This is a genomic window from Flavobacterium branchiarum (genome assembly GCF_030409845.1).
In the GTDB taxonomy this organism is placed as follows: Bacteria; Bacteroidota; Bacteroidia; order Flavobacteriales; family Flavobacteriaceae; genus Flavobacterium; species Flavobacterium branchiarum.
Window position 1 is genome coordinate 843,014 of sequence record NZ_JAUFQQ010000003.1, and the last position, 15,161, is coordinate 858,174.

General features: G+C 33.9%; 11 protein-coding genes and 3 tRNA genes. 6 read left to right on the top strand and 8 right to left on the bottom strand.

Annotated elements, in window-relative coordinates; all coding sequences use genetic code 11:
* Window positions 1–38 precede the first annotated feature (38 nt).
* The 3 genes from rimO to QWY99_RS04355 all read right to left on the bottom strand — a co-directional run bounded on the left by rimO (window position 39) and on the right by QWY99_RS04355 (window position 4,285).
* Window positions 39–1,352, bottom strand: a complete 1,314-nt coding sequence (gene rimO / locus QWY99_RS04345) for a 30S ribosomal protein S12 methylthiotransferase RimO (RefSeq protein ID WP_290261941.1) — start codon at window positions 1,350–1,352, stop codon at window positions 39–41.
* A 239-nt stretch (window positions 1,353–1,591) separates the two neighbouring features.
* On the bottom strand, window positions 1,592–3,172 hold the full coding sequence (locus tag QWY99_RS04350) for an OmpP1/FadL family transporter (RefSeq protein ID WP_290261943.1): 1,581 nt from the start codon (window positions 3,170–3,172) through the stop codon (window positions 1,592–1,594).
* 39 nt (window positions 3,173–3,211) lie between these two features.
* Entirely contained in the window at window positions 3,212–4,285 is a 1,074-nt protein-coding gene (locus QWY99_RS04355; protein WP_290261947.1) for a hypothetical protein, read from the bottom strand.
* A gap of 100 nt (window positions 4,286–4,385) precedes the next feature.
* Here QWY99_RS04355 and proS point away from each other — a divergent pair, with 100 nt between their 5' ends.
* The 5 genes from proS to rpsT all read left to right on the top strand — a co-directional run bounded on the left by proS (window position 4,386) and on the right by rpsT (window position 6,655).
* Window positions 4,386–5,864, top strand: a complete 1,479-nt coding sequence (proS, locus tag QWY99_RS04360; RefSeq protein ID WP_290261950.1) for a proline--tRNA ligase — start codon at window positions 4,386–4,388, stop codon at window positions 5,862–5,864.
* A gap of 76 nt (window positions 5,865–5,940) precedes the next feature.
* Window positions 5,941–6,012: transfer RNA gene (locus QWY99_RS04365), tRNA-Glu, on the top strand.
* Between the two features lie 48 nt (window positions 6,013–6,060).
* Window positions 6,061–6,132, top strand: a tRNA-Glu gene (locus QWY99_RS04370).
* A 47-nt stretch (window positions 6,133–6,179) separates the two neighbouring features.
* Window positions 6,180–6,251, top strand: a tRNA-Glu gene (locus QWY99_RS04375).
* Window positions 6,252–6,403: 152 nt separating this feature from the next.
* Window positions 6,404–6,655 (top strand): 30S ribosomal protein S20, encoded by a 252-nt coding sequence (gene rpsT, locus QWY99_RS04380; protein ID WP_290261953.1) that lies wholly within the window; start codon window positions 6,404–6,406, stop codon window positions 6,653–6,655.
* Between the two features lie 100 nt (window positions 6,656–6,755).
* Here rpsT and QWY99_RS04385 read toward each other — a convergent pair whose 3' ends face one another.
* Together QWY99_RS04385 and QWY99_RS04390 are read right to left on the bottom strand one after the other, a co-directional pair.
* Window positions 6,756–7,169 (bottom strand): response regulator, encoded by a 414-nt coding sequence (locus QWY99_RS04385; RefSeq protein WP_290261955.1) that lies wholly within the window; start codon window positions 7,167–7,169, stop codon window positions 6,756–6,758.
* Window position 7,170: 1 nt separating this feature from the next.
* A complete protein-coding gene (locus tag QWY99_RS04390) occupies window positions 7,171–8,883 on the bottom strand; it encodes a PAS domain-containing sensor histidine kinase (protein WP_290261958.1) in 1,713 nt (570 codons plus the stop codon).
* A gap of 174 nt (window positions 8,884–9,057) precedes the next feature.
* Between QWY99_RS04390 and typA the strand changes: the two genes are divergently transcribed.
* Window positions 9,058–10,854, top strand: coding sequence for a translational GTPase TypA (gene typA, locus QWY99_RS04395; RefSeq protein ID WP_290261962.1), 1,797 nt, complete (start codon window positions 9,058–9,060; stop codon window positions 10,852–10,854).
* Between the two features lie 116 nt (window positions 10,855–10,970).
* On the opposite strand, the gene QWY99_RS04400 is transcribed toward typA, so the two are convergent.
* Genes QWY99_RS04400 through QWY99_RS04410 form a run of 3 tightly spaced genes read right to left on the bottom strand, consistent with a single transcriptional unit; the run spans window position 10,971 to window position 15,092 of the window.
* Window positions 10,971–13,310, bottom strand: coding sequence for a T9SS type B sorting domain-containing protein (locus QWY99_RS04400; protein WP_290261965.1), 2,340 nt, complete (start codon window positions 13,308–13,310; stop codon window positions 10,971–10,973).
* Window positions 13,311–13,341: 31 nt separating this feature from the next.
* On the bottom strand, window positions 13,342–14,178 hold the full coding sequence (locus tag QWY99_RS04405) for an ABC transporter permease (RefSeq protein WP_290261967.1): 837 nt from the start codon (window positions 14,176–14,178) through the stop codon (window positions 13,342–13,344).
* Between the two features lie 5 nt (window positions 14,179–14,183).
* Window positions 14,184–15,092, bottom strand: coding sequence for an ABC transporter ATP-binding protein (locus QWY99_RS04410; RefSeq protein WP_290261969.1), 909 nt, complete (start codon window positions 15,090–15,092; stop codon window positions 14,184–14,186).
* Window positions 15,093–15,161 lie beyond the last annotated feature (69 nt).

Genomic DNA, 15,161 nt, shown 5'->3' on the forward strand with positions numbered 1-15,161 from the left:
TTTTTAAAATCAAAAAATCAAAAAAATGTATTGTAAATTTAAACAGGTTCACCGTATAAATCAAATTCTGTAGCTTCTATTATTTTAATATTAACAAATTCTCCAGTTTTTACATAATGTTTAGAGGCATCGATTAGCACTTCGTTATCAACATCTGGGCTGTCAAATTCTGTTCTTCCAACAAAATGAGCACCTTCTTTTCTGTCTATAATACATTTAAAAGTTTGTCCAACTTTCTCTTGGTTTAAATCCCATGAAATCTGAGATTGTAATTCCATGATTTCGTTAGCACGATCTTGCTTTACTTCGTCTGGAACATCGTCTTCTAGTAAATAAGCATGTGTGTTTTCTTCATGCGAATAAGCGAAGCATCCCATTCTGTCGAATTTCATTTCCTGAACAAAGTCTTTAAGGATATTGAAATCTTCTTGAGTTTCCCCTGGGTATCCAACGATTAAAGTAGTTCTGATAGCCATTCCAGGAACAGCTTTACGGAAATCTTTTAGTAATTGAGTTGTTTTTTCTTGAGTTGTACCACGACGCATAGATTTTAAAACTGAATCAGAAATGTGTTGCAACGGTATATCAATATAGTTACAGATCTTAGGCTCACGTTTCATAACTTCTAGTACATCCATTGGGAAACCAGATGGGAAAGCGTAATGTAAACGAATCCATTCAATACCTTCTACTTTTACTAGTGCTTCAAGTAATTCAGCTAAATTTCTTTTCTTATATATATCAAGACCGTAATAAGTTAAATCTTGAGCAATCAAAATTAATTCTTTTACACCATTTTTGGCTAATCCTTCCGTTTCTTTAACCAATTTTTCAATGGTTTGAGAGACGTGTTTTCCACGCATAAGAGGAATCGCGCAAAAGCTACAAGGTCTGTCGCAACCTTCTGCGATTTTTAAATAAGCGTAATTTTTTGGAGTAGTTGTTAAACGCTCTCCTAATAATTCATGTTTATAATCGGCACCCAATGCTTTTAATAATTGAGGTAACTCAGTAGTTCCGAAAAACTGATCTACATTTGGGATTTCTTTTTCTAAATCAGGTCTATAACGTTCAGATAAGCATCCTGTAACGAAAACTTTATCGACTAGTCCTTTTTCTTTTTTGTCTGCGTACTCTAAAATCATGTTTACTGACTCCGCTTTAGCGTTATCAATAAAGCCACAAGTATTTATAACAATAATATTGCCTTCTTCGGCAGCAGGAGCTTCATGTGTTACTTCTTTTCCGTTAGCGCGAAGTTGACCCATAAGTACTTCACTATCATATACATTTTTCGAACACCCAAGAGTGATTACGTTGATTTTATTCTTTTTTAAAGACTTGGTTCTCATACTTTTATAAATTGGAGTGCAAAATTACATTTTTTATTCCTAGAAACACCATGATTCCTTGTTTTTTCTGAAGTTGGTGTTGTTGGATTTAAGTATTTTTTGGTAGTTTTCGGGCTCTTATTTTTATTTCCTCTTTTTCTATTCATATTATGAACGTAAAAAGATGTTGCTTTCGTCAGGGCAAAAAAAATCCGTCTTGATAAAGATCAGACGGATTTTATACGTGTGCCGATAGTCTGTTATAATTCAAATAACATTGTTAATGAAACATTGTTGAATTTCGAATTGATTTTAGCAGTGTCTATAAGTCCTTGATTAAAGAATGCTTGTTGCGAGTCTCTTTTTGCGTAAGAGTAGGCTAAGTCTACTTTAGTTGCTCCGAAATTATATCCTAAACCTCCAGAATAGCTGTTTAAGTCACCAATTGTAGTGCCATTTTTGTACGGGCTTTGTTCGTATCTGTAACCTGCTCTTAAGCTAAGCAGTTTGATTTTGTATTCAGCTCCAACTCGTACTTCGCTACTGCTAGTTAATTCATTGCTCATTGTTTTATTTACGCTTCTAAAAATGATATCGTTAGTAGGTTTGAATTTAGTGTTCCCGTAATCTTTTATTGCATAATCAACGCTTAATAATCCAGTTTTTCCAAAAATATATGCGAAACTGGCAGTCCATTTTCCAGGAGTTTGCAGTTTGTATGATTCATAAACATTGATAATTAGCGGATCAACTATATTAGAAGGAAGTTCGCCTGTGTTATTACTGCTTACGGTTACTAATTTTTGAGTGGTTTCATCGTAAAGTTTGTACCATGTATTAGATTCGTATGCAAGTCCTAGTCTTACTTGATCGGTTACTTTTGCGATAGCACCTATTTGAAAAGAAAATCCATTTCCGTAAGTGTATAGTTGGTTGTCAAAACGTAATCTGTTTATTTGATAAGATGAACTGTTATTATTGATGTTATCTTCATAAAAACTTGTGTTTCTTGTATAGTCTGCAAAATGAGAGTTCAGGTTTATACCAATGAATAATTTGTCTTTATATGAAGTTGCTGCATTAAAAGAAAGTTTTCCGTTGTAACCGTTGGTATGAATTTCGTTTTCTTGGTAATAATTCCCTCCATCAGGAACAAGTGTTCTGTATGCGGTGTTTGGATCATTTTCGTCAATGCGTCTGATTATAGCTCCTTCATTTCCTAACATTGCTTGTTGAGCGGCATAACCCGTTAATCCTGGGTATTCTTTGACTGGGAAATAGCTACCGAGAAAACGGTATAGGTTTCTTATGGATTCTCCATCTTGTTTAATAACATATTCTTGTGGTACTGGTTTGCCATTATTACCTTCATTAGCGTAGCTTAAAAAATATTTATCTACAGAATTTGTTGGATTTACGCCTGAAGAAAAAATATTATTATTATAGTTGTTAGTGTTTTCGTAATTAACAGCTATAGATAGTTTTTTCCAGTTGCTACTAGGACGCGTGTCTTTAAAAACCATAACACCACCAGCCTGATTTAAGATGAATGAATTTTCGCTATCCTTGGTTTTTGTTCCGAAATAATTAGAGTTATTCTTAGTGTTATAATTGCTTAAAGTTACCCCAAATTGATTGTTTGCAAATATTGCAGAACCAGCTGGGTTAATGTTTAAAGAAGATAAGTCTCCGCCAAGTGCTCCAAAGGCACCTCCCATAGCACGAAAACGAGCAGTTCCGTTTAAATTGTCTTGAGAATAGCGCATTGCGTCAGATATATCTTGCGCATGTGCAGCACTTATAGATAGTCCAGTAAGTACTAGGAATATATACTTTTTCATAATTCAGGTAAATTTTAGTTCATTTATGGAAGAAGTGGGTTATCTTCTTCCGCCACTAGAAGATCTTGTGCCACCGCCACCGCCAGAACTTCTTGCTCCGCCACCGCCATCGTATGAACGACCTGATGAACTTGGAGTGTAAGATCTTGATGGAGTATTGTTAGAGCTTGGGCTGTATGTTCTGCTTGGTGAGCTACTATTGTTGTCTCTACGAGTTGGTGTATAGCTGTTGTTTTGTGAACCTGAAGCTGCATTTCTACGAGTCGGGTTGTATGTGCTATTAGAAGATTGGTCTCTTCTTGTGTAATTACTGTTGTTATTTCTTGTTGAGTTATACGAATCGTTTCTTCTGTAGTCAGTATAGTTTGTATTACTGCTTCCTCTTCTGTTAGTGAAAGTTGAGTTCTGGCTATCGTATCTTCTGTTTGTATAGTTGGTGTTGTTACTGCTTCTTCTATTTACAGAGTAATCTGAATTTCTGTTAGAGTAACTTCTATTTGAGTAATTATTTCTATTTATGCTATTGTTGTAAATAGCTCCTCTTCGGCCGGCATTGTATGAATAGTCGTAGCTGTTGCGGTAGCCATAGTAGGGTCTATGTCCATAATAGGGTCTGTATCCATAGTAAGGGTAGTATGAAGGGTAGCTCCATCCAAATCCTCCACCATAATAAGGATAGCCCCATCCGTTATATCCGTATCCGAAGCCACCGTAATAAGGGTAGCCAAATCCTAGGCCAAATGATAATCCCCAAGTGTTAGGATATATGTTTACAGATACATCTTGTACATTGCTTCCCCAAGCTGGGTAGCTTATACTTGAGCTTGTTATGCTGTCGTCTATTCCATTGTATGAACTATAGTTATCAACATTTGTGAAGATTTCTGTAGGTTCATCATTGTTTTGTAGGGAACTAAAATACTCTTTGTATTGATTATTAGTACCTGTTGTAGTAACTCTTTCAGTGTAATTATTTGAAGAAGCTCCGTATATTCCGTCATTGTCGTAATAAGAGCTATTTTGATAAGAACCACACGAAGTTACTAGCAAACACAGTACACCTATAGTTGAGAAAAGGGCTGTGTTTTTTTTGAAAAAAATATTAGTTTTCATATCTGTGGGTTTTTTATTGTTGGACAATACAAAAATAGTTAGTTTTGTGGAACTATTTAGTTAAAATAAGTTAAACAAAATTTGTGCCAAACTATTCAATATGAGTAAGAACCTTACTACAAGATCAGAAGATTATTCGAAATGGTATAACGAGCTGGTTGTAAAAGCGGATTTAGCCGAGAATTCAGGAGTTAGAGGATGTATGGTTATTAAGCCGTACGGATATGCTATTTGGGAAAAAATGCAAGCTGAATTAGATCGAAAATTTAAAGAAACAGGACATCAGAATGCTTATTTCCCGTTATTCGTTCCTAAGAGCATGTTTGAAGCAGAAGAGAAAAATGCTGAAGGATTTGCGAAAGAATGTGCTATTGTTACGCATTATAGATTAAAGAATGATCCGGATAAACCCGGAAAATTAATGGTTGACCCTAATGCTAAGTTAGAGGAAGAATTAATTGTTCGTCCAACAAGTGAAGCTATTATATGGTCTACTTATAAAGGTTGGGTGCAATCATACCGTGATTTGCCTTTATTGATTAATCAGTGGGCGAATGTTGTTCGTTGGGAAATGAGAACTCGACTATTTTTAAGAACGGCAGAATTTTTATGGCAAGAAGGGCATACTGCTCATGCTACAAGAAGTGAAGCTATCGAAGAGTCTGAGAAAATGATGAATGTATATGCGGAATTCGCTGAGGGTTTTATGGCAATTCCTGTTGTGAAAGGACTTAAAACAGAGTCAGAGCGATTTGCAGGTGCAGAAGAAACCTATTGTATTGAAGCGTTGATGCAGGACGGAAAAGCATTGCAAGCAGGAACGTCACATTTCTTAGGGCAGAATTTTGCTAAAGCATTTGATGTGAAGTTTGCTAATGCCGAAGGAAAGCAAGAATATGTTTGGGGAACTTCTTGGGGAGTATCTACTCGACTAATGGGGGCTTTGGTGATGACGCACTCAGATGATAAAGGATTGGTTTTGCCTCCAAACTTGGCTCCTATACAAGTGGTGATTGTTCCTATTCATAAAACAGATGAGCAATTGGCAGAGATTTCAGTTGTGGTAAATGAATTGGTTTCTCAATTGAGAAAGCTTAATGTTGCTGTGAAATATGATGATAGAACAACGCAGAAGCCAGGGTTTAAATTTAATGAATACGAATTGAAAGGAGTGCCAATTAGAATTGCGGTAGGTCCTAAGGATTTAGAAAACGGAACTTTTGAGGTTGCAAGAAGAGATACTTTGACAAAAGAAATAGTTTCGAAAGATGGAATTGTGACTTATGTGAATGATTTATTAGCGCAAATTCAAGTTGATTTATTTAATAAAGCATTAGATTATCGTAATTCGCATATTACTGAAGTAAGTAATTTTGAAGAATTTAAAGATGTCTTGGAGAATAAAGGTGGTTTTGTATCAGCACATTGGGATGGAACTATAGCTACGGAAGAGAAAATTAAAGACTTGGTAAAGGCGACTATTAGATGTATTCCATTGGATGGTGTAGAGGAGGCGGGAAGCTGTGTGTTTACTGGTAATCCTTCTTCTAGAAGAGTGCTTTTTGCTAAGGCATATTAAAAAAAATAATTTTTTTTGCATTAGCTATTGTGGAACTCAAAAATAGATGTATCTTTGCATCCGCATTAGGGAAGCAGGCCCGTTCGTCTATCGGTTAGGACGCATGGTTTTCATCCATGTAAGAGCGGTTCGATTCCGCTACGGGCTACTACTTTTTTTGCGTGTTAAAAGTTATTTGAAGATTGAAGAATAAAATGGCCCGTTCGTCTATCGGTTAGGACGCATGGTTTTCATCCATGTAAGAGCGGTTCGATTCCGCTACGGGCTACAAAATTCAATTTTCATTAGCATTGAAAAAAAAACTTAGAAGAATACGGTCCGTTCGTCTAGGGGTTAGGACTTCAGGATTTCGTCCTGGTAACAGGGGTTCGATTCCCTTACGGACTACAAGAATTAGTTGTGAATAAGTTTTGTAGAATAGGAGCTGGTGTCTCGGTTTTTATTTTATTAGTTAAAGCTAAAGTGATTGTTTTACAATTGTGGGAGGCTTTTCTTTTTTAACTAGTATTTATAATTATTATATCTAAAAATTAAGAAAAATGGCAAATCATAAGTCAGCATTAAAAAGAATAAGAAGTAACGAAAAAAGAAGAGTTCTTAACAGATACCAACACAAGACTACTCGTAACGCTATAAAAGCATTAAGAATAGCTACTGATAAGCAAGATGCTACTTCAAAATTATCAAGTGTAATTTCTATGATTGATAAATTAGCTAAGAAAAATATCATTCATGATAACAAAGCTTCTAATTTAAAATCTAAATTAACTAAATTGGTTGCTAAATTGTAATTTACAATTTGCTAAAAATATATAAAAGTTCTCTTTCAGAGGACTTTTTTTATGCCCTAAAAAAAAGCTCCTTAATAATTTAAGGAGCTTTTTTTTGTTTCTAGGTACTCATTTTGTTTTTTATGTATTCTAGCATTTGTGTTGTTACTGGTTTTGAAAGGAAGTCGAGGATCATTGGGTAGGTTTTTGCTTTCTCTAAGTCATCAGGGTCAATTGTAGAGGAGAGTATGATTACGTTTGTACTATTGAAGTCGGAGTAGTTTGGTGTTGAAAAAAGATCTAAGAATTCCCAGCCTCCCATTACGGGCATGTTTAGATCTAAGAAAATAAGGCTTGGTTTTTTATTATTGAGGTCTGCAGGTGTAGTGTTTTTAAGAGTGTTGAAGTATGATAAGGCTTCTTCTCCGTTTTGAGCTGTAATTAGTTCTTTGGAAAATTCAGCTTTTGTGATTACTTTTTTGCATAACATTAGTGCTATGGGGTCGTCGTCTATGCATAAAATTTGATCAAACATTTTATTTGTTTTTAAATATTAGAGTAAATGAGGTTCCTTTGTTAACCTCGCTGTCTATACTAATTGTTCCTCCCATTGTTTCTACTTGGGATTTTACTAAGTATAATCCAAGTCCTTTACTGTCTGGGTAGTTGTGAAATCTTTGGTAAAGCCCGAAAACTTTATCTCTGTTTCGCTCTAGGTCGATTCCAATTCCGTTGTCTTTAAAAGTTAGTGTGATGTTGTCTTCGGTTTGATTGGCTGAAATAGTGATTTTTAATTTGCGATCTTCTGATCTGTATTTAATGGAGTTGGTTAATAGGTTTAGTAATATGCTTTCTATGTATGCTTTGTTGATGTTTAATACTGCTACTTTTTCAAAATTTAGTTTTATTATTGGTTTGTGTAGTTCGATCTGGAAACTTAGTTGATTGAATACATTTTCGAAAACTTCATTTAGTAGAACTTCTTCTTTTTGGATTGATGGGTTGTCTTTGATTATGATAACTTTTACTAAGTCGTTGATTGTTTCGTTTAGTAAGTGTGTTGATTTATTGAAACCGTTAAGTATTTCCTTTAGTTCTTCGTTCTCAATAGGGATGTCTTCTATGAGGTTTAGCAATCCTGTTAGGTTAGATAGGGGAGATCTAAGATTGTGTGATGTTATATAGGAGAATTGTTTTAGATCTTTATTGTTTTGAGTTAGTTCTCTAATAAGGTGTTCTTTTTCTTTTTCAAGTTTTTTCTCTTCTGTAATGTCTCTTTGGATTGATATCCAGTGTGATACTTTGTTTTCAGAATTGAAGATGGGTATCATAGAGTAGCGAACCCAGTATTCTTCTTTGCTTTTTGTATAGCTAATAGTTTCTATTAGACATTCTTCTTCATTTTTTATGGCTTTAATTAGTTTTCTAAGTTCGCGAGAATCTGATTTTGGGCCTTTGAATATATTAGGGGATTTTCCTATTATTTCTTCAGATTGGTAACCAGACATTTTTGAAAAAGAAGGGTTTACGTATACGATTTGAGGGATTTTTCCATCACTGTAATCGGCTTCTGTGATTAAGATGGAGTCTCGAGATTGGGTAATTACGGTTTCGAGTAATTTTAGTCGCTGTTCTTCTTCTTTTTGTTTAGTTATATCTTGTATAGCACCAATCATTCTTATTGCTCTTCCGTTTTCGTCTTTTAAGAGGAAACTACGGTGAAGTATGTATTTATAGGTAGCATCGGCACATCTAAATCGGTATTGATCTTGCCATTTTTCTGTTTTTTGTTCTATAAATGAATATAGTTTTACTGACATTTTGATGCTGTCTTCGGGGTGAATTTTGTCAAACCACCATTTCGAGCTGTTGTCAATTTCTTCTTGTTTGTATCCAAAAACATTTTCAATTCCTTTGTTCCAGGTAATGCTGTCTTCTTGAATTTTCCAGTCCCAAATTGTGTCGCTAGTTGCCTTTGCTACTATGTTATATTTTTCGTTTGATTCTTTAATTTCGTCATTGTATTTTTTTAGTTTTTCTAATACAGAGATGTTTCTAGTGTCGTTTTTTGATAGTACATATCGGTACAAAAGACCAGTTAAAATAATGAATACTAGGTCTTTTACGAAGCTGAAGTAATAGTATTGGGTATTTGAAATATTGTTAAGTAGGTATTTATGGCAAAGTATTGCCAGAAATAAGGAAATGACAAAGTAAATTAATGTAATTTGATTGGTTTTGTTTTTCATTACTCAAATATAATTAATAATTACCAAATTATTAAACATCGATTATAAGATATTTAAAACACTTGATTTTAATGTAGTTTTTAGGTGTAATCAGTTAACAATATGTAAACTATTGTTTAAAAATAATGTTTTTATAAAAATAAAGTGTACCTTTGCACCCATTAAAAATCTCAGATGGAATCTATTAGAAATATTGCAATTATTGCCCACGTCGATCACGGTAAAACCACTTTGGTTGATAAAATTATGTATCACTGTCAGTTATTTCGTGACAACGAAAACACAGGTGATTTAATACTTGATAATAATGATTTAGAACGCGAGAGAGGTATTACTATTACTTCTAAGAACGTTTCAGTTCAATATAAAGGAACTAAAATCAATATTATTGACACTCCTGGTCACGCCGATTTTGGTGGTGAAGTAGAACGTGTACTAAACATGGCCGATGGTGTATGTTTGCTAGTAGATGCTTTTGAAGGACCAATGCCACAAACTCGTTTTGTATTACAAAAAGCTATCGACTTAGGCTTGAAGCCTTGTGTTGTTATCAATAAAGTTGATAAAGAAAACTGTACTCCAGAAGAAGTACATGAAAAAGTTTTTGACTTAATGTTTGAATTAGGTGCTACAGAAGAGCAATTGGATTTTCCAACTGTTTATGGTTCAGCTAAAAATAACTGGATGTCTGATGATTTTAGAAATCAAACAGAAAACATAGAGCCTTTACTTGATATGGTAATTGCTAATGTTCCTGCTCCTAAAGTTTCTGAAGGAACTCCACAAATGTTAATTACATCTTTAGATTTCTCTGCATTTACAGGTCGTATCGCTATTGGTCGTCTTGAAAGAGGAGTTTTAAAAGAAGGTATGCCAATATCTTTAGTAAAAAGAGACGGTACTGTAACAAAATCAAGAATTAAAGAACTACATACTTTTGAAGGTCTTGGACGTAAAAAAGTAGAACAAGTTATTGCAGGTGATATTTGTGCTATAGTTGGAGTTGATGGTTTTGAAATTGGTGACACTATTGCCGATAACGAAAATCCAGAAGGTTTAGCTTCTATCGCTATTGATGAACCTACAATGAGTATGTTGTTTACAATTAATGACTCTCCTTTCTTTGGTAAAGAGGGTAAATTTGTAACTTCTCGTCACATTAGAGAAAGATTAACAAAAGAATTAGAGAAAAACTTAGCTATGAAGTTAGGTGAAACTGATTCTGCTGATAAATTCATGGTTTTTGGTCGTGGAGTACTTCACTTATCTGTTCTTATTGAAACAATGAGAAGAGAAGGATATGAGTTACAAATTGGTCAACCACAAGTTATCATCAAAGAAGTTGATGGTAAAAAATGTGAGCCAATTGAGGAATTAACAATCGACTTACCAGAAAATCTTTCAGGTAGAGCGGTTGAATTCGTTACACTTCGTAAAGGAGAAATGTTGAGTATGGAAACTAAAGGTGAACGTATGATCATTAAATTCAATATTCCATCTCGTGGAATTATTGGATTGCGTAACCAATTGCTTACTGCAACTGCTGGTGAGGCTATTATGGCACACCGTTTTATTGGATATGAGCCTTACAAAGGTGAAATTTCTGGACGTAACAAAGGTTCATTAATTTCTATGGAAAAAGGTAAAGCTATTCCTTATTCTATCGATAAATTACAAGATCGTGGTAAGTTCTTCGTTGAACCAAATACTGAAATTTACGAAGGTCAGGTAATTGGAGAAAACTCTCGTGCTGATGATATGTGTGTAAACGTAACCAAAGAGAAAAAACAATCTAACGTTCGTTCTTCTGGAAATGATGAAAAAGCGAGAATTATTCCTCCAATCATTTTCTCTTTAGAAGAAGCTTTAGAGTACATTCAAAAAGATGAATATGTAGAGGTTACTCCGAAATCTATTCGTTTGAGAAAAATCTATTTGACAGAAACTGATAGAAAAAGATTTAAAATCTAATCAGATATAGTATACTAAAAAAGCCATTCACTTTGTGAATGGCTTTTTTTATGCCTTATGTTTTTTGAATGAAGTATGAGTTTGAAAGTTAAAAGCTCTTCCTGATAATTAATTGTTTATCTTTTTAGACTAAAGTGGCCTTTGACTTCTTTTCCATCTTGAAATATCAAAGTAAACCAATAATCATCTGCGGGAAGTTCACGACCTATAAAAGTTCCGTCCCATCCTATATTTGTAGTATTCATTTGTTTAAGTAATTTTCCGTAGCGATCGAATATTGAGATAGAGTAATCTGGCATTTGATCAAGATTTTTGACTTTCCAAGTATCATTATATCCATCTCCGTTAGGGGTAAAGAATCTTGGGTAATCAAGAACATAAAATAGTGAGGATAATGTTGTTCCGCAACCATTTTTATCTCTAACAGATGCTTTGTAAATTCCAGGAAGTATACCTTTAAATAATGGATTGTCTTGATAGTTTACTCCATCCAATGAAAATTCATAATTTCCAATCCCAGTATATTCTACTAAAACTGAATTCTCATTTGACGAAAAATCTTTTATTTTTGTGCCAGTAATTATAGCTACATCTGAGGCAACTACATTGAAAATTTTGGTTTTCTCGCAACCATTTATATCTGAAACTTTAATTGAATAAGTACCTATGCTATTTACAGTAGTTGTGTTTAGAGTAGATCCGTTACTCCAATTATAACTTTCGAATCCAATTGCAACGGATAAATCAATTGTTGAATTTTTGCATAAAAATACCGTTTCAGTATTAAAATTTGGAGGATCAAATACATTGATTATTAATTCTATTGGGGTAATAGCGTAACAGTCGGGACCATTAATGATGCGAGCATAAATGGTTTGATTGAAAGCATTTGTATTTTTGAAATTATTGGCTACAGGGTTAGTTTCGGTAATTGCATCATTTTCATTTAGATAATAATTTACTAGTAAGTCTGATGGTAACCCATTCAAAAGTTGTGGAGTAACTTCGGTATTCAAATTGAATTCATAAAATCCATCTGTATCTTCGTCACAAACAGCAATAGGGTTTTGTGTGAGGATGGTATTGTTTGCTATTTTTAATTCAAGGGTTGCATAGTTTGCACAGCCATATTTGTTTTCAACTCTTGCATGGATTGTTTCTGTAGGAGTGCTGTTGATATATTTTTTTGGGTCAATAATTGGATTTAATTTTGCTTTAGCATCTGTTAATGATTTATAATAGATGATGCTTAAATCTGGATTATTGTTTTTTATTATTGCATCAACTTTGGTTAGATTAAACGTAGTACTATTATCGGAGTCAATATCACATTGAATTAATGTGGTATTTGTTACAATAATTTCTGGCGCATATTCAATTTTTATTTCATCAGAAGCAGTGCAGGAAGAAGGTGTCATCAAAACGTTTACTTTGTATGTTCCAGCTTCTTTAACCGTATATGTTGGTTCTGTTTCTGCATCGTTTTTAATTCCGTCTTTGTACCATTCATATACGTAATTCGACCCTGGAGGGGAATATAGCTTTGTGTCTAGTGTTAATTCGTCTCCATGGCATAACGGATTGTTGGTATTTGCTTCTCGGTCTTCTCCTAAATTTATTTCTGAAGAAAAGCTTCCTGCTTCAAAGAAAATAGCCGAATCGTAATAAACAGGTCCATCATCGGCTATAACTAATTTTATGTGGTATATTTTGCCTGCAACTACATTGGTTTCGGATTTCATTACAACGGTTTGGCCAGTGTAGTTTATTGCGCCTGTTCCTGCCACGTTTGTTCCGTTAAAGTAAATTTCATTTACGGCCTCGCAACCCGGGAGTATGTTACCTTTGTTGTCAAGAATAGGTTCGATTTTTGGACGAACAGTCATAGATGAAACAGGTGTATTCGTGTTTGGCAACACAGCTAAATTTCTATAGGGCTCTGTGCTATTTTTTTCTTTTATGAGAAAAGCAAACCCATCTGAATAGCTGCATGGATATACATTTTGGTATTCGTTAGAAGCAAAAATATAATTGAAACTTATTAGATTTGTCAATGGTGAAAAATCAAATTCTAAAATGGTTGCATTTATAGAATGGATACCTAAAATTTGATCTAAATCAGGATCGCCTAACCAAGATTCACTTCCACCACCACCGTCATCTTTTATTACGGGTCCAATCGAATTGCGACTGCTTCCTGTACTAAGTACTACACCTTCTTTAAATGGAAAATTACTCGTTCCAGCATTAAAATAAGCAAAGCTATTTCTTCCAGAAGTATATTCGTCTCCTTTTGCAATAGGGTTTGCTACAGTAGCGCAGGAGCTATTGGCCAGTACTTTTTCAATTAAAAATTGAGCATTTTTTGTGTCATCAACAATTATAGATTGTGCATTGGTTTTTGTGCCAAGACAAATGAGGAGAATTAGCGATATGATTATTTTTGATTCCTTCATTATTGACTAAAAATGAGTAAGAACAAATATACTATAGATCTCGGTTTTTTAGTAATTTATAAGAGAAGAAAATGAATAGAAATGTCCAAATTAAAACAATTACAACTGAAGTGTAATCAACTGCATAGTTTTTTGTGTTTTCAACTCCTATTTGCATTCCAATATTTTTTATTACGGATAATCTTGAAAATGGTTCAATAATTAAGTTTGACATGGCTTCAAGAGGAAGTAATCGAATGAAATAATCTGCAATTTTGCTTTCAGGGAAAATGACAAAAACAAGAACGGTTTTTATGATACCTTCAAGGATACTCCAAACAAGTAGGAATCCCAATGCGAATGCGGAGCGTTTGACTAATATCCCTAAGAATAGACAGAATGAAAAGAATCCGATTAGTTTTATAAAAAAAGCAAAAAGATATTCCATCCCCGAAAAAATTATATCAATTTCTGTGTAAGAAGAAAAACTCAATCCTAATAGTAAGCTCATTATAAACACAAACACAGTAGAGCATAAAGCAAATAAGATTACGGTGTAGAACTTCGATAATACAAACTCTTTTTTACTTAAACCATCAATTAGGTTTTGTTTTAAAGTGCCATAACTATATTCATTTGCCATCATAGAGACAATTACAATTGCTAGGAAAAATTTTAACCAAGCGGCTATGTAGGTATTGAAATGCCAAATAAAAGGAAAATTAAAAATCCCCATTTCGGCTAAATGAAATTTAAAAGCACCTAAGTCAAATTTTATAGAGGCAATTAAAGCGATAAAAGTAAGTAGGATAAAATAGGCTAATGTTAATGCTCGGCTGGCTTTATTTTTCCAAATTTTTTGTAGTTCTATAGAGAGTAGTCTGTTCATGGTTATTAGTTTTTTATAGAAGCGTTATTGGTTAGCTCAAGAAATTGTTCTTCTAAACTATTTTTACGTTTTACTAAATGGTTTAAGGTGATGTTTTGAGAAAATAAAAAGCGGTTTAAATCTGTAGCACTTAAATCGTTTTTTAAATACACTAATACCATTTCTTTGTTTTTTACAACGCGTTCTACTGCAGGGTGAGTCTCAGTTACTGAAATTAATTTTTCAGTGTCATCGGCTTGTATTTCGAAGAAGCCTTCATTTGCAGACATGCCTCCAACAGGGCCAGAATATAAAATTTCACCTTTCCTTAAAACCACTACATCGGTGCATACTTTTTCGACTTCATCTAATAAATGAGAGGCTAGTAATATGGTTGTTCCTTGTGAGGCTATTTTTTTTATGATATCACGAATCTGATGAATTCCTTGAGGATCTAATCCGTTTGTAGGTTCATCAAGAATTAATATCTCGGGATCGTTTAGTAAGGCAGATGCAATGGCTAAACGCTGTTTCATCCCTAAAGAAAAAGTACTAAACTTGCTTTTTCTTCGTTCATCTAAGCCTACTAATTCTAATTTTTCATTTATCTTAGAATAACCAATGTTTTTGATTTTACAAACTAGTTGCAGGTTTTCTTCGGCAGTCATGTAGGGGTAAAAGTTAGGTCGCTCGATAATAGCGCCTACTTTTTTTAATGCATCGTGTGTTTCTATTTTTCCTCCAAACCAACTGTATTGTCCAGAAGTTTTGTTTACTACATTTAAAACGATTCCTAATGTTGTTGATTTCCCGCTTCCATTAGGACCTAGAATTCCATAAACGCGACCTTTTTGTATTTCGAAAGAAATATCTTTCAGAGCTTGAACCCGCCCATATCTTTTGCTTAGGTTCTGTATTGTAAGTATTGTTTCCAAATTAATTAGTAGTTTTAGTTTTTAGTAAGACGTGTCAGTTTGGTTTTTGTTACCGATTGGTTTATATTT

What these genes read in the sequence shown, in the direction of transcription:
- QWY99_RS04405 (WP_290261967.1), bottom strand. Translation starts at nt 14,178, where the DNA reads ATGAACAGACTACTCTCTATAGAACTACAAAAAATTTGGAAAAATAAA.
- rpsT (WP_290261953.1), top strand. Translation starts at nt 6,404, where the DNA reads ATGGCAAATCATAAGTCAGCATTAAAAAGAATAAGAAGTAACGAAAAA.
- QWY99_RS04400 (WP_290261965.1), bottom strand. Translation starts at nt 13,310, where the DNA reads ATGAAGGAATCAAAAATAATCATATCGCTAATTCTCCTCATTTGTCTT.
- rimO (WP_290261941.1), bottom strand. Translation starts at nt 1,352, where the DNA reads ATGAGAACCAAGTCTTTAAAAAAGAATAAAATCAACGTAATCACTCTT.
- QWY99_RS04355 (WP_290261947.1), bottom strand. Translation starts at nt 4,285, where the DNA reads ATGAAAACTAATATTTTTTTCAAAAAAAACACAGCCCTTTTCTCAACT.
- typA (WP_290261962.1), top strand. Translation starts at nt 9,058, where the DNA reads ATGGAATCTATTAGAAATATTGCAATTATTGCCCACGTCGATCACGGT.
- QWY99_RS04390 (WP_290261958.1), bottom strand. Translation starts at nt 8,883, where the DNA reads ATGAAAAACAAAACCAATCAAATTACATTAATTTACTTTGTCATTTCC.
- QWY99_RS04385 (WP_290261955.1), bottom strand. Translation starts at nt 7,169, where the DNA reads ATGTTTGATCAAATTTTATGCATAGACGACGACCCCATAGCACTAATG.
- proS (WP_290261950.1), top strand. Translation starts at nt 4,386, where the DNA reads ATGAGTAAGAACCTTACTACAAGATCAGAAGATTATTCGAAATGGTAT.
- QWY99_RS04350 (WP_290261943.1), bottom strand. Translation starts at nt 3,172, where the DNA reads ATGAAAAAGTATATATTCCTAGTACTTACTGGACTATCTATAAGTGCT.